Source organism: Pseudomonas sp. 06C 126, assembly GCF_001855215.1.
Lineage (GTDB): Bacteria > Pseudomonadota > Gammaproteobacteria > Pseudomonadales > Pseudomonadaceae > Aquipseudomonas > Aquipseudomonas proteolytica.
In genome coordinates this window covers 98,071-112,483 of record NZ_MIFU01000119.1, presented here as the reverse complement: position 1 = coordinate 112,483, position 14,413 = coordinate 98,071, and the positions used below count along the sequence as shown (strand labels likewise).

The window sequence follows — 14,413 nt, the reverse complement described above, 5'->3', positions numbered from 1 at the left end:
GCAGGTTCCTGGGGTTAGACGGCGCTGGCTTCGTCGCGCGCGCTGGCATGCTCGGGGTTGTCGGCCACGGCTTGTTCCTGGGCGGCGCGCCAGGCGGCAGCGGGGCTGACGTCGTTGAGGTAGAAATCGCCCAGGGCCCGTTCGCGGTAGATCGCCGGGTTGTGCGAGGCCAGGGTGCGGGCATTGCGCCAATGCCGGTCGAGGCGCCGCACTTGGCTGGTGGCCGAGGCGCCGCCGACTTCGAACAGCAGGCTGGTGGCTTCCAGCACCAGCGGCAGGATCACTTGCTGTGCCTGGTAGGTACGCACATCGGCGTCGACGTATTGCGCTTCGCTGATGGAGCCGTCGAGCACGGCCTCATGGGTGGTTTGCAGCACCTGCGCGGTGGTCTGTACCAGGCTGTCGGCGGCATAGGCCAGGCTCGACAGCTTGCCGATCACCCGTTGCACCAGCGGGTCCAGGCGCGGGCTGGATTGCCCGGGGATGCCAAAGGCGCGGGTGCGGCCCTGGACAAACTCCACGGCATCGCGCAGCGCGGCCCGGGCGATCCCGGCCAGGGTCGCCAGGTGGAACAACTGGTAGAACGCCGAGATATACGACTCGGCCCGCAATTCGCCGGGCTTGAAGCGCCGCAGTACTTGATGCTCGGGCACCGCCACCTGGTCGAAGCGCGTGGTGCCGCTGCCGCTCAGGCGCTGGCCAAACCCGTCCCAGTCATCCACGCGGGTCACGCCGGGCGCATCGGTGGGCACCACCACGCTGATAAAGTCGGCACCGTCGGCGGCGGCCACGGCGATCCAGTCGGCATACAAGGTGCCGGTGCAGTAGTACTTTTGCCCGTCCAGTTGCCAGCCTGCGGCGGTGGGTTTGAGCGTCACCGAGTTGGTGGTGGTGTCACTGCGCTCGGCCATGGCTGCGCCCCACAATTGCCCGGCGACGACCTTGGGAAACCAGTACGCCTGGGATTCACTGTCCTGGCTCACCAGCCGGCCTTCGACGAAGCCGAAATGTGCGCGCACAATCTGCGGCAGGTTCGAGTCGGCGCTGCCCAACTCGGTGAGCAAGGCGAACAACTCGGGCAGGCTGGCGCCCAGGCCGCCCTGGCTACGCGGTACGCGCAAGGCACCGAAGCCGGCGTGTTTCAACCAGCCGACGGCGTCGAAGGCCAGGGTCCGCTCCTGTTCACGCTGCACCGCGCCCTGGGCAATGCGCTGGAAAACCGGGGCGAAGCGTTCGTGCAGTTGGGTGTTGCTCATATTCGGTTCCTTACTTGAATACAGTATTTGAAGCTGTCGGTGATCCACTGTGGGAACGGGCTTGTGTGGGAGCGGGCTTGCCCGCGATGGCGCAGGGTCAGTTGATAAATAGTTGGCTGATACACCGCCTTCGCGGGCAAGCCCGCTCCCACACAAGCCCGGCCCCACATAAAACCGGTGTTCATCGCGGTTTAACCCGTGGATCAATCAACCCGTTGAGCACATCCACCAACAGGTTCACCACCACATAAACCAGCGCCGCCAACAACGTGATCCCCAGCACCACCGGCGCATCCTTGGCCACGGCGGCATCGAGCATCATTCGCCCGATACCCTGGCGGGCGAACAGCATTTCGGTGACCACCGCTCCCCCCAGCAGGCTGGCGAAGATGAACCCGGACAGGGTCACCAGCGGCACCAGGGCCTGGCGCAGTGCATGGCGCAGGCGCACCGCGGTCTGCGACAGGCCGCGCGCGCGGGCCATGGCGATAAAGGGTTGTTCGAGGATGTCTTCCAGTTCCTGGCGCAGCACCTGGCTGAGCATCCCGGCAATCGGCAGGGCCAGGGCGATGGTCGGCAGGATCAGGGTTTGCCAGCCGTTGGAGCCTGCCGGCGGCAATACCGGCCACTGGAACGAAAACACCAGCAACAGCAAAATCCCCAGCACGAACGACGGCGATGACGACAGCACCAGCTCGCTGGCCGACGCCACGCGGCGTACCCAGGGGTTGCGCTTGGCGGTGAGCACCGCGCTGGCCAGCGCCAGGCCGATGGCCAACAGTGCAGCGCTCAGGGCCAGTTGCAACGTGGCGCCGATCTGCTTGCCGATGGCTTCGGTCACGGGAATGCGCAGGCGGTACGACTCGCCAAAATCACCCTGGGCAATGCGGCCCACGTAGCGTCCGTATTGCACCCACAGTGGCTGGTCGAAGCCGTATTCCTCGCGGACCTGGGCCAGTTGCTGCGGGGTGGGAATGGCATCCGGCCCGCCGAGAATCGCCAGCACCGGGTCGCCGGCACTGAAGTGAATAGCGACGAAGGTCAGGGTGGCCGCGCCCCACAGCACGCCCACGCCGGCCAGTAGTCGAGCGGCAAGCCGTTTCATGGTGCCTCCTGGTCCAGCCATACGCTGGTAAAGAATGGGGTGTTGTGCACGGTGTCGAAGATCAGCCCCTTGACCGCCGTGCGATAGGCAATCAGCACCTGGCTCTCGAAGTCCGGCACCGCTGGCACCACTTCGGTCAGGCGTTGTTGCGCGGCGCTGTAGAGGGCCTGCAGTTCTCGCGGGTCATGGGAACGGCGGGCGGCGCTGAGCAGTTGGTCCAGGCGCGGGTCGCTGAGGTTGCTGAGGTTGTTGCCGCTTTTGGTGGGCGAGGCCCGCGAGTCGCTGTGGTACAGGATGTACAGGCCGTCGGGGGTGTTGGTGTGCCAATAGCCACCGCCGATGGCGTCGTAATTGCCCGCGGTACGACGGTCGGTGAGCTGGGCCAGGGGCATCATCTCAATGATGAATTGCATGCCGACTTTTTTCGCATCCGCCTGCACCGCCACCGCGACGCTGCTGGGGAACGGCGGGCTTTCAAAACCCAGCAAGTGCGCCGACAGGCGCCGGCCATCCTTGACCCGATAGCCCTCGGCATCGCGCGCGGTCCAGCCGGCCTCGTCCAGTTGGCGGTTGGCGGCGTCGACGTCGTACTTCAGTACATCGCGGTAGGCCGGATCGTAGAACGGCGTGTTCACCGCCAGGTAATCGCTCTTGGGCAGGAACTCACCGAACCCGGCGATCCAGGCCAGGCCGTCACGGTCGATGGCCTGGGCGACGGCTTTGCGCACCCGTACATCGTCGAACGGGAAGCGCAGGGTGTTGAACGTGAGGCTGCGGTAAGGGCTGGCCATGCGAATCCGGTTGCGTACCACCAGGTTCTGCGAGGCGCGCATTGCCGCCGTATTCTGCGCCGGGGCATCCAGGGTGAAGTCCGAACGCTTGGATTGCAGGGTGCTGTAGCGGGTCATGGCCTCGGGGATGATGCTCAGCTCGATACGGTCCAGATAGGCCGGGCCGATGTGCCGGGTGACCGGTGGAGCCCAGTGGTAGTCGGCGCGCCTGGTAAAGGTTGCCCCTTGTTCGCGGGTATAGCTTTGCAGCACGAACGGCCCGGAGCCGATAGGGTGCTCGGCAATACTCTTGGGTGCTTCTCGGATCTGTTTGGGCGAGACCATGCTCAGCCAGGACTGCGCCAGCACATACAGGAACGGCGAGTAGGGTTCGCGCAGGTGCGCTTCGAAGGTGTAGTCGTCGATGATCCGGCCGTCGACGTAGGGCGCGATATACGCGGCGGCCAGCGGTGATTTGGTGGCCGGGTCGCGCATATGCTCCAGGTTGACCCGCAACGCCTCGGCATTGAATTTTTCGCCGTCGCTGAAGGTCACGTCGTCACGCAGGTGGAAGGTGTAGGTCTTGCCATCCGGCGAGACGTCCCAGGACTTGGCGAGCCAGGGCGAAATCTTGCCGTTCTCGTCCTGATACAGCAGGCAGTCGTAGACGATGCGCGCCAGCCATTGCACGTTGCCGTGGTAACTGGAATGCACATCGAAGGTGCCGGTATCCAACGCCGCTGACACGCGCAAGGTGCCGCCCGGCGTGCCCTGGCGGGTTTCGTGGTAGTCGCTGGGGTCATAGCTGAGCAGGCCCTGGGCGTCCAGGTGCCCGTCCACCCGCTGCACCGAGCTGGGCGGTGGGGCGTCCGGCGAGCAGGCGCTCACCAGCAGCAACCCCAGGAGCAGGCCGAACCTGCTCCAGTGATTGATCGGCATCGTGAAGGCTCCCACCTTAGAAGTTGAACGCCACACCGGTGAAGGCACCAAAGCCGTCCCCTGGATACAGCGCGGCAACGTCCTTGCCCTGGGCGTCGTAGATCGGCTGGATGGCGGTAACGTAGTTCTGGTCGGTGAGGTTTTTCACGTCCAGGTACACCTGCCATTTCTTGCTTGGGGCTTCGTACCCCAGCTTGGCGCCGAAGATCGTGTAGGAGGGCGCATACAGGGTGTTGGCGTAGTCCACGGCGGTACTCGATACCGAGCGCACATTGACCCCGGCATAGAACCCATCGGGATGGCGGTATTGCAGCTCGGCCTGGTACACGTGCTTGGGCAGCCCCGGCAGCTCGTTGGAGCCAAAGCGTGCGTCGTTGCGGTAGTAGAAGTCATTGAGGGTGTAGGCCTGGCGCAGGCTGACTGTTTCGCCGCGCGCGCTGTGCCACAGCTCGGTATCCAGGCCGGCTTCGACGCCCTGGTGGATGGTCGGGCTGGCGTTGGAGGTGGAGTTGACCGCCGCGCTGGTGTTGGTGGCCGGTATCACCTCGACGGTGAGCAGTTCATCCTTGATCCACGAGCGGTACACCGCCAGGCTGCCGTCGAAAATCCCGGCTTTGCCGCGCACGCCAAACTCAACGGTATTGGCCTTCTGCTCGGTGAGTGTCTTGGCGTAGTTGCTGGCCACCCCAGAGCCTGAAGACGACCAACTGCTGGGCGGGTCGATGGAGCGGCTGACGTTGCCGAACACCTGGAAGTTGGGCGTGATTTCATAGCGCAAGCCCAGGCGCGGCGCGACGTTCCAACTGTCGTAGTCGTAGTGGTCAGGGTAGGGCGACGTATTGGCGCGGTCCGAGTAAAGCACTTCGATATCGCGCTTGATCTGGCTCAGCGACAGCCCGGTGGACAACCACAGGCGATCGGTCAGTTGCAGGTCGTTGCCGGCGGCAAACACGCGGTCGAACGAGCCGGTGTAGCGCGCCTGTTTCTGCAGGGCGCCGTAGGTGCTGGAGGCGGGGTTGCCGTTGTAGGTCTTGACCCCGGCCTGCAGGTGCTGGGTGCTGGTCAGGCTCAGGGACGTATTGCTGGTATGGCCCTGGATCTGGTCGCTGCGGTTGTAGGTCAGCGACAGGTTCAGGTCGCGCCAGTCCCAGTAATTGGGGTTGACCGTGCTCTTGCGGTACAGCACCTGCGGATAGTTGTGATAGACCAGGCCAAAATCCAGGGTCGCGTCATCGTCGAAGGTATAGGTGGTCTTGCTGCCGACCCAGGTCGACCCGCGCTTGGTCGAATCATCGCGGCTGGCCAGGGCCACCGGGTTGGTTCGCGACGAGTTGTGCTTGAGCTGGGCCTTGGTCAGGGTGCCGGAGCTTTCGTGGTATTCCTCGCGGTAGCGTACGAACAGCCGGGTTTCCAGCTTGGGGTTGAAGCGGTAGCCGAAGTTGGTGACCACGCCCTTGGCCTTGGTGAAGGTCCAGTCCTGGTAACCGTCGCGTTCGGAGTTGCTCAGGCTGACGTAGTAGTCACCATTGCCCACCACGCCGCCGGTGCTCAGTTGCTGCTTGCGCCAGCCAAAGCTGCCGGCCTCCAAGCGTGCGTGATTGCCCGGTGCAGTCAGGCCAGAGTGGGTCACCATATTGATCGCGCCACCCAGCGACAGCGCGCCGTACTGGAAGGCATTGGCCCCGCGCAGTACTTCGGTGTAGTCCAGGCCCTGGGTTTCCAGCAGCTCATAAGGCGTGCCGCCGGAGCCGGTCAGGGCCAGGCCGTCGAACAGGAACTTGGTGCCTTCGCGAAAGTACCCAGGGGAGGTATTGGCCCCGGAGCCGCGTATGGAAATCTTGATGGCATCGTTGCCGCCCGCCGACTGCGCGTACACACCGGGCTGATAGGCGAGGGTGTCTTCCAGGGTCGCCGAGCGGCCGCGTTCGACATCGGCGGCCTTGACCAGGCTGACGCCGCCGGCCACCTCGTCGAGCTTGAGCTGGGCTTCTTCGCTGGCGGTGACCTTGCTCGCCTGCACCGTTACGGTCTGCAGGCGCGAATCCTCGGCGTGGGCCCATTGGGAGGCGAGGATCAAGGTCAGGGCACTGACGGTTTTAAACGAGCTGGAGGAGAGTTGAGGCAGAGGCCTTGAGATCAACTTCAATTGTGCATTCCCTGTGATTGGCTACGAGTGGAGGCGAGTTTCTATTCGTATAGTCAATCTCTGGCAGGGATAGAGCAGAAAGCATGCCAAGAGCCAAAGCGGGTTTTTGTGGGGTATTTGGTTTTAATCAGCGGGTCGCTTATGCCAAAAAACGACACCTGTGTTGAACCACTGTTCGATTTTGAACAGTACTGAGGAGCCCGTGCTAGAGCGGTTTTGGTTATGAGGTTAGATCATTCGCCGAGCAACTCGGCACAGATATCACCGGCCTCGACAGCGGCGGCCTGCTGTAAACACCGAACCAAATGTGGGAGCGGGCTTGCTCGCTCCCACAAAAAGCGGCTCCTACATGTTTTTGAGCGTGTCAGGCCTTCAGGGTGCGGGTCATGCGCAACGCCAGCACGCTACCCGCGACAATCACCGCTGCCAGCAAGTACAACGCCAGGTCGGTTGAGCCGGTGGCATCCTTCACAAAACCCACCACATACGGGCTCAGGAAGCCCGCCATCTGGCCCATGGAGTTGATCAACGCCAGGCCTCCCGCTGCCGCGCCGGCGCTGAGCATGGCGGTGGGCACCGGCCAGAACATCGGCAGGCCGGTGAGGGCGCCCATGGTGGCGATGGTCAGGCCGAGGATGGCAATGGCCGGGGTGGTGGCGAAGTTCACTGCGATGATCAGGCCGACAGCGCCCATCAGCATCGGCACCACCAAATGCCAACGTCGCTCCTTGCGCAGGTCGGCAGAGCGGCCCACTACCAGCATGAACACCGCCGCCAGCAGGTAGGGAATCGCACTGAGCCAGCCAATTACCAGGTTATCGCTAAAGCCCATGTTCTTGATGATCGACGGCAGCCAGAAGTTGATGGCGTACACGCCGCTCTGAATGCAGAAGTAGATCAGGCCAAAGGCCCAGATCGCCGGGTTCTTGAACACTTCCAGCAGCGAATCTGTGGTGGTCTTGGGCTTGTTGGCCAGGTCGGTGGCCTGGTCGGCCTCGAGCACCGCGCGCTCATGGGCGGTCAGCCACTTGGCATTGGCAAAACTGTCGCTGAGCAGGAAGTAGGCGAGGGCACCGAGGATGACCGTCGGCACACCTTGCAGCAGGAACATCCACTGCCAGCCCGCGAGGCCACCCTGGCCGGCCGCGAAGTGGTTGAGGATCCAGCCGGAGAACGGGCTGCCTAGCAGGCCCGACACCGGGATCGCCGACATGAACAGTGCCATGATCCGCCCACGGCGGAAGGTCGGGAACCACTGCGAGAGGTACAGCACCACCCCCGGGAAGAAGCCCGCTTCGGCGGCACCGGTAAACAGGCGCAAGGTGTAGAAGTGCGTTGGTGTGGTGACAAACAACAGGCAGGTGGACAGGGTGCCCCAGGTGATCATCATCAGCGCAATCCAGCGCCGTGGCCCGAACTTGGTCAGCGCCAGGTTGCTTGGTACGCCGCACAGCACGTAGCCGATAAAGAAAATCCCGGCACCGAGGCCATACACGGTCTCGCTGAACTTCAAGGCGTCGAGCATCTGCAGCTTGGCAAAGCCGACGTTGACGCGGTCCAGGTAGTTGAACAGATAGCAGATGAAAATGAAGGGGATCAGGCGCAGGGTGATGCGCTTGTAGACGGCGTTTTTGTCGTCATCGTTGGCCTGGGTAGCGGCGGCGCTCTGTGACATGGCGTTCTCTCTTTATTATGATTTTTCGCGATGCGAGGGTAACGTTGATCGCCCCAAGAGTCTCGGTCACGGGACGGTGCCGTGTCTTTGTGCCCCCGCACAGCGATCGATCCATTGCGCTGTGCCTTTGAACAATCGCTTAATGCAGCGCTTTCAAGGAATTTAGCCCCATGTTCGAACTCGATCATGACCTGGCGCAGGATATCGTCAATCGCACGATGGCCATTTTGCCCTATAACGTCAACGTCATGGACAGCCAGGGCCTGATCCTCGGCAGCGGCGAGCCGGAGCGGATCAATACCCGCCATGAAGGCGCGCAATTGGTGTTGGCCAACGGTCGTGTGGTGGAAATCGACAGCCAGACCGCCAAGCATCTCAAGGGCGTGGCGCCGGGGATCAACCTGCCGTTGCTGCATGACCAGCGCCTGATCGGAGTGCTGGGCATCAGTGGTGAACCGCAGCTGCTGCGCACCTATGCCGAGCTGGTGCGCATGACCGCCGAGATGCTGGTCAGCCAGCGCCATCAACAGGCCGAGCAACAGTGGCGGCGCCAACGCTGTGATGATCTGCTGGCGTTGCTGCTGGCCGACAGTGGCGAATCACCGCGCCTGGTGGATGAGGCCCAGCAACTGGGGCTCAAGCCGCAGTTGCCGCGCACCCCCTATCTGTTTGAACTGGGCCCCGGCCAGAGCGCCGAAGCCCTGGCGGCCTGGCTGGCATCGCGTTACCCGGACAGCTGGTGCGTCAGCTCCGCGCAGTTTTCGTTGCTGTGGTGTCGCCCTGCGACGGTGCCGATCGACAACCCGCGCCTGCTGGAAAAGCTCGATGCCTCGGGCTGGAACGTCTTGCGGGTAGCCGTAGGTGGTCAGGCCGATGGATTGACGGGCTTGCGCCGCTGTTATCGTCGCGTGGCGGACTTGCTCGCCTATGGCCGCGACGTGCTACCCCAGTCGCGCCTGCTGACCCTCAATCGCTACCGGTTGCCAGTGATGCTCTGGCGTCATCGCAACGACGATGCGCTGGACGAGTTACTCAACCCGTTGCGCAAGGTCCTGGCCAAGGACAGCAACGGCCAGTTGCAGGCCACGCTGCGCAGTTGGTGCGAGCACGACGGACAAAGCCAGGCCTGCGCCGACGCCTTGGGCATCCACCGCAACAGCCTGCGCTACCGCATGGAACGCATTGCCGAGTTGAGTGGTGTCGACCCCTTGACCCTGGATGGCATGCTTGCACTGTACCTGGGGGTGCAACTGCTGCCCCAAGGCCCGCACCTCTGATCCTGGGCTGCGGCTATGGATATGGCTATGGATATGGCTGTGGCTTATCTGTGGCGAGCGGGCTTGCCCCGCGCTGGGCTGCGCAGCAGCCCCAAACCCTGCACCCTCGGACTACCTGGTAAAACTCGGTGGGCTTATTGGGGCTGCTACGCAGCCCAGCGCGGGGCAAGCCCGCTCGCCACAAGCAAGCCCCCTGGCCACAAGCAAGGCCGCTGGCCACAGGTAAGCTTACTGGCCAAAGGTTAGCCATGGTTTGTGCAGGTTTTGTCCAAATGAACAATAAACCCCAGCCACGCTTGTGCATCGGACAGGCGTCATTGCCGGTGCCAGCTGGCAGCATGGGTGTCATAAAAACCGGAGAAAGCCCATGAAAGTCATCATCGCCCCCGACTCGTTCAAGGACAGCCTGAGTGCCGAAGGCGTGGCCCAGGCCATTGCCCAAGGGTTGGCCCAGGTCTGGCCCGATGCGGAGCTGATCAAGTGCCCGATGGCGGACGGTGGTGAGGGCACGGTGGAGTCGGTACTCGCCGCCTGCCATGGCCAATTGCGCAGTTGCACCGTGCAAGGCCCGTTGGGCGGGACCGTTGAGGCCCGCTGGGGCTGGTTGGCCGAGAGTGCCACGGCAATCATCGAGATGGCCGAAGCCAGCGGCTTGCAACTGGTCCCGCCGGGGCAGCGCGATGCCTGTTCCAGCAGCACCTTCGGCACCGGTGAGCTGATCCGCGCCGCCCTGGATGCCGGGGCCCAGCGGATCATCCTGGCGATTGGCGGCAGCGCCACCAATGACGGCGGCGCCGGTGCCATGCAGGCCCTTGGCGTGCAACTGCTCGACGCCCAAGGCGCAACGCTGGCGCGCGGCGGCCTGGCCCTGGCGCAGTTGGCTCGCATCAATCTTGAATCGATGGATTCGCGGCTGGCCCAGGTGCGCTTCGAGATCGCCGCTGACGTCAACAACCCCTTGTGCGGCCCCCAAGGTGCCTCGGCGATTTTCGGCCCGCAAAAAGGCGCCACTGCACGCCATGTCGAGCAACTGGACCAGGCCCTGGGACACTTCGCCGACCACTGCGCCGAGGTGTTGCCCCGGGACGTGCGCGACGAGCCGGGCAGCGGCGCAGCGGGGGGGCTGGGCTTTGCTGCCAAAGCCTTCCTCGGTGCGCAGTTTCGCGCAGGTGTGGACGTGGTCGCCGAATTGGTGGGCCTGGAAGATGCGGTACGCGGCGCCGACCTGGTCATCACCGGCGAAGGCCGCTTCGACGCCCAGACCCTGCGCGGTAAAACCCCGTTTGGCGTGGCACGGGTGGCCAAGCAGCACGGCGTTCCCGTGATTGTGATCGCCGGGACGCTGGGCGAGGGCTACGAGCAAATGTACGCCCATGGCGTCGACGCCGCGTTCGCCTTGCCAGGTGGGCCGATGAGCCTGGAGCAGGCCTGCAGCGAAGCGCCGAGGCTGTTGCGCGAACGGGCGGCGGATATTGCACGGGTGTGGCGGCTGGGTGCACAACGCAGTCGCGGATGACAGCGCTTGTCGCTGCCCCCTACACTGATCGGCCACTTGTCTTTCAAAGGATGAAACACAATGCCTGTACCTGACAGCAAGATCGTGATCCAGCGCTTTGCCGAAAGCCATCTCGAAGGCATGCACGCGCTCTACAACGACCCGGCCGTGTGCCGTCAGGTGCTGCAGATGCCTTTCCAGTCACTGGAAATCTGGCGCAAGCGCCTGGCCGATACCAATGAGCGACTGCTCAGGCTGGTGGCGGTGCACGCAGGCGAGGTGATTGGCAGTTGCACCCTGGAGCAATATGCGCGCAGTCGCCAGAGCCATGTCGGCAGCATCGGCATGGGGGTGGCAGTGGCCTGGCAGGGCCAGGGCGTGGGCAGCCAGTTATTGGGTGCGGCGCTGGAGGTGGCTGACAACTGGATGAACCTGCACCGGGTGGAGCTGACGGTGTATGTCGACAATGAGCCGGCCCACGCGCTGTACCGCAAGTTCGGTTTCGAGACCGAAGGCCGGTTGCGCGATTACGCCGTGCGTGACGGCGTATGGGTCGATGCCCTGAGCATGGCCCGCCTGCGTCAGACCGCCTGATCCTCCAGGGCAAACGCCACCGCAGCCTGCGCATGCAGCTCGGTGGTGTCGAGCAAGGGCAGGTCGCTGTGCTCGGGCTTGATCAACAGGCCAATCTCGGTACACCCCAGGATAATTGCCTGGGCGCCACGGGCCGCGAGGTTCGCGATGGCCTGTTGGTAAACCTGGCGTGACGCCTCGCTGATGACCCCGACGCACAACTCTTCATAGATGATCCGGTGCACGGCGCGGCGTTCTTGCGCGTCGGGCACCAGTACGTTCAAGCCCTGGGCCGCCAGGCGCGCCTTGAGAAAGTCCTGTTCCATGGTAAACGCCGTGCCCAGCAGGCCGACGGTCAGGGTATTGGCCTTGACCGCCGCCGCGCCCGCCGCATCGGCAATGTGCAGGAACGGCACCGACACGGCCGCTTCGATCTGCGGTGCGACCAAATGCATGGTGTTGGTACACAGCACGATGCAGTCGGCACCACCCGCTTGCAGACGACGTGCGGCGTCTTGCAGGATCAGCGCCGCGTCATCCCAGCGCCCGGCGTGCTGGGCTTGTTCCACCGGGCCGAAGTCGACGCTGTACAGCAGCATTTGTGCCGAGCGCAATGGCCCCAATCGGTCGCGGACCTGCTGGTTGATGATCCGGTAGTACTCGGCGCTGGACTCCCAGCTCATGCCGCCGATAAGGCCGATGGTGCGCATGCGAAACTCTCCAAGCTGTTGGGCGAAAGCCACACCTTACTCAACCCGCGAGCGTTAGTCATACGCGCGGTGGCTGCATCTGCCATGATCGTTGTTTGCAGTCCCCGAGGAACACCGCAATGGACGATGTACAGCAACTGGGCGAGATGCTTCGTCATTACGCCGACAGCGAAGCGCACAAGCGCCAACAGTTCGAGGTGCAGTCAGCCCACTGGACCCAGAAAATCACCGAGCTGTACGGTCATATCGAGCAATGGCTGGCGCCGGTCAAGAGCGACGGTTTACTGCAGGTGCAGCGTGAGGCCTATGTGGCGTCCGGGCCGAGCGTGCCGGTGGAGACTTCGACGTTCAAGACCGAGAAGTTGACCATTCATATTGCTGGCAAACCGGTGGAGTTCGTACCGGATGTGATGGGGGCGGGTGGCTTGATTTCGTTGTCGGTCATTGGGCTGACGGCGGCCCGCTACGGCAGCATTTCCCTCGTGCTGCTGCCGGGGTCTGACGACTGGCTATGGAAGAAAACCAATGGCTTGAAAGACCCGGATACCTTCACCTTCGATGCCAATTTCCTGGCCTTGCAGTTGCAAAGCCTGATTCCTCGCGAACGCGGCTGATCCCAAGCAAATCTGGGCGCTGGGGAGGGGCTTTATGTGGGAGCGGGCTTGCCCGCGATGACGGTGTGTCAGTCAAGTATTCCTAACCTGACACACCGCTTTCGCGGGCAAGCCCGCTCCCACACAAGCCCGTTCCCACACAAAGCTCAACAGGCCTTCAGGCCTTCAGACCTCTACGTTGCCCCAACCGGGCTTGGCCTCTTCAGGCGCCACTGCCTTGACCTGTTTGCCCGTCGCCAACTCCACCCGGCGTGCCACTTCCGGGTCGTCGGCAAACGGAATCAGACTGGCTTCATCCAAGGCTTCTCCCGACTGGTCCCGAAGGCAATATTCCACGGTGCCATATAGGCAGATGACCGCCGCCAGGTTGAGGATGATCTCCCACATCAGGCGATCTGCGCATCACGGTGCGCCACCTTCAAGTCCGCGACGCGCACGGTGCGCCAAGTGTTGTAGGCCATCAGCAACATGCCGCCGAGGAAGAACACGCCCCCGGCAAACCGTACGACAAACCCCGGGTGGCTGGCCTGCAACGCTTCGACGAAGGAGTAGGTGAGGGTGCCATCGTCGTTGACCGCCCGCCACATCAGGCCTTGAGTGATGCCGTTGACCCACATCGAGGCGATGTACAGCACCGTGCCGATGGTGGCCAGCCAGAAGTGCAGGTTGATCAGCGGCACGCTGTACATCTGCTCGCGGCCGAAGACTTTGGGGATCATGTGGTACAGCGAGCCAAAGGTGATCATCGCCACCCAGCCCAGGGCGCCGGCGTGTACGTGGCCGATGGTCCAGTCGGTGTAGTGGGACAGGGCGTTGACCGTCTTGATCGCCATCATCGGCCCTTCAAAGGTCGACATGCCGTAGAACGCCAGCGACAACACCAAGAACCGCAGGATCGGGTCGGTGCGCAATTTATGCCACGCGCCCGAGAGGGTCATCATGCCGTTGATCATCCCGCCCCAGCTGGGTGCCAGCAGGATCAGCGACATAGCCATGCCCAGCGACTGCGCCCAGTCTGGCAGCGCGGTGTAGTGCAGGTGGTGGGGGCCGGCCCAGATATACAGGGTGATCAACGCCCAGAAGTGCACGATGGACAGGCGATAGGAATACACCGGCCGCCCGACCTGCTTGGGCACGAAGTAATACATCATCCCCAGGAACCCGGTGGTCAGGAAGAAGCCCACCGCGTTATGCCCGTACCACCACTGCACCATGGCGTCGGTGGCGCCGGAATACACCGGATAGGACTTGAACCAGTCCACCGGGATCGACAGGTGGTTAACCACGTGCAGCATGGCGATCACCACGATAAACGCGCCGAAGAACCAGTTGCCGACATAGATGTGCTGGGTCTTGCGCTGCACCACGGTGGTGAAGAACACAATCGCATAGGCCACCCACACCACGGTCATCCACACCGCACCGGAGAACTCGATCTCGGCGTATTCCTTGGTGGTGGTGTAGCCCAGGGGCAGGGTGACCAGCATGATCACGATCACCGACTGCCAGCCCCAGAACGTGAAGGCGGCGAGCCAATCGGAGTACAGGCGCACCTGGCAGGTGCGCTGTACCGCGTAGTAACTGGCGGCAAATTGCGCGCTGCCGGCAAAGCCGAAAATCACCAGGCTGGTGTGCAGCGGTCGTAACCGGCCGAACGTGGTCCAGGGCAGGTCCAGGTTCATGTCCGGCCACACCAGTTGCGAGGCGATCCACACCCCCATGGCCATGCCGATAACGCCCCATACCACGGTAGCGATGACGAATTGACGGACAACCTTATAGTTATAGGCCTGCCCGGTTGATGCTGTGCTCATGGTCAGTCTTCCACGGTTTCAAGTCCCGGGCACTGTAGG

Annotated in this window: 12 protein-coding genes; 4 read left to right on the top strand and 8 right to left on the bottom strand. The window is 63.2% G+C overall.

Annotation, left to right across the window (positions count from 1 at the left end; genetic code table 11):
* Window positions 1-14: 14 nt before the first annotated feature.
* The 5 genes from BHC62_RS23150 to BHC62_RS23130 all read right to left on the bottom strand — a co-directional run bounded on the left by BHC62_RS23150 (window position 15) and on the right by BHC62_RS23130 (window position 7,891).
* Window positions 15-1,256 carry an acyl-CoA dehydrogenase family protein gene (locus BHC62_RS23150; protein ID WP_070996277.1) on the bottom strand — a complete coding sequence of 414 codons (1,242 nt, stop codon included), beginning with the start codon at window positions 1,254-1,256 and terminating at the stop codon, window positions 15-17.
* Between the two features lie 181 nt (window positions 1,257-1,437).
* A complete protein-coding gene (locus tag BHC62_RS23145; RefSeq protein ID WP_070996276.1) occupies window positions 1,438-2,361 on the bottom strand; it encodes an ABC transporter permease in 924 nt (307 codons plus the stop codon).
* Entirely contained in the window at window positions 2,358-4,070 is a 1,713-nt protein-coding gene (locus BHC62_RS23140; RefSeq protein WP_070996275.1) for an ABC transporter substrate-binding protein, read from the bottom strand. The genes BHC62_RS23145 and BHC62_RS23140 overlap by 4 nt, the downstream gene beginning before the upstream one ends.
* A 16-nt stretch (window positions 4,071-4,086) precedes the next feature.
* Complete coding sequence (locus BHC62_RS23135; RefSeq protein WP_256324417.1) at window positions 4,087-6,216, bottom strand: TonB-dependent receptor domain-containing protein; 2,130 nt, start codon at window positions 6,214-6,216, stop codon at window positions 4,087-4,089.
* Window positions 6,217-6,580: 364 nt separating this feature from the next.
* The gene (locus BHC62_RS23130; protein ID WP_029294704.1) at window positions 6,581-7,891 is read right to left on the bottom strand and encodes an MFS transporter; all 1,311 of its coding nucleotides are present in this window, start codon (window positions 7,889-7,891) and stop codon (window positions 6,581-6,583) included.
* Between the two features lie 170 nt (window positions 7,892-8,061).
* On the opposite strand from BHC62_RS23130, the gene BHC62_RS23125 reads away from it, so the two are divergent.
* The 3 genes from BHC62_RS23125 (at window position 8,062) to BHC62_RS23115 (ending at window position 11,257) form a co-directional block, all read left to right on the top strand.
* Complete coding sequence (locus tag BHC62_RS23125; protein ID WP_029294706.1) at window positions 8,062-9,168, top strand: sugar diacid recognition domain-containing protein; 1,107 nt, start codon at window positions 8,062-8,064, stop codon at window positions 9,166-9,168.
* Between the two features lie 367 nt (window positions 9,169-9,535).
* Window positions 9,536-10,684: a glycerate kinase gene (locus tag BHC62_RS23120; RefSeq protein WP_070996274.1), complete on the top strand. Its 1,149-nt coding sequence runs from the start codon at window positions 9,536-9,538 to the stop codon at window positions 10,682-10,684.
* A gap of 60 nt (window positions 10,685-10,744) precedes the next feature.
* Window positions 10,745-11,257, top strand: a complete 513-nt coding sequence (locus BHC62_RS23115) for a GNAT family N-acetyltransferase (protein WP_070996273.1) — start codon at window positions 10,745-10,747, stop codon at window positions 11,255-11,257.
* Here BHC62_RS23115 and BHC62_RS23110 read toward each other — a convergent pair.
* Window positions 11,245-11,946: an aspartate/glutamate racemase family protein gene (locus tag BHC62_RS23110; protein ID WP_029294712.1), complete on the bottom strand. Its 702-nt coding sequence runs from the start codon at window positions 11,944-11,946 to the stop codon at window positions 11,245-11,247. The genes BHC62_RS23115 and BHC62_RS23110 overlap by 13 nt on opposite strands.
* A gap of 119 nt (window positions 11,947-12,065) precedes the next feature.
* Between BHC62_RS23110 and BHC62_RS23105 the strand changes: the two genes are divergently transcribed.
* Window positions 12,066-12,560, top strand: a complete 495-nt coding sequence (locus BHC62_RS23105) for a hypothetical protein (RefSeq protein WP_029294714.1) — start codon at window positions 12,066-12,068, stop codon at window positions 12,558-12,560.
* 165 nt (window positions 12,561-12,725) lie between these two features.
* On the opposite strand, the gene BHC62_RS23100 is transcribed toward BHC62_RS23105, so the two are convergent.
* Entirely contained in the window at window positions 12,726-12,947 is a 222-nt protein-coding gene (locus tag BHC62_RS23100; RefSeq protein ID WP_029294716.1) for a hypothetical protein, read from the bottom strand.
* On the bottom strand, window positions 12,947-14,374 hold the full coding sequence (gene ccoN / locus BHC62_RS23095) for a cytochrome-c oxidase, cbb3-type subunit I (RefSeq protein ID WP_029294717.1): 1,428 nt from the start codon (window positions 14,372-14,374) through the stop codon (window positions 12,947-12,949). Before ccoN ends, BHC62_RS23100 begins: the two co-directional genes overlap by 1 nt.
* Between the last annotated feature and the right edge of the window lie 39 nt (window positions 14,375-14,413).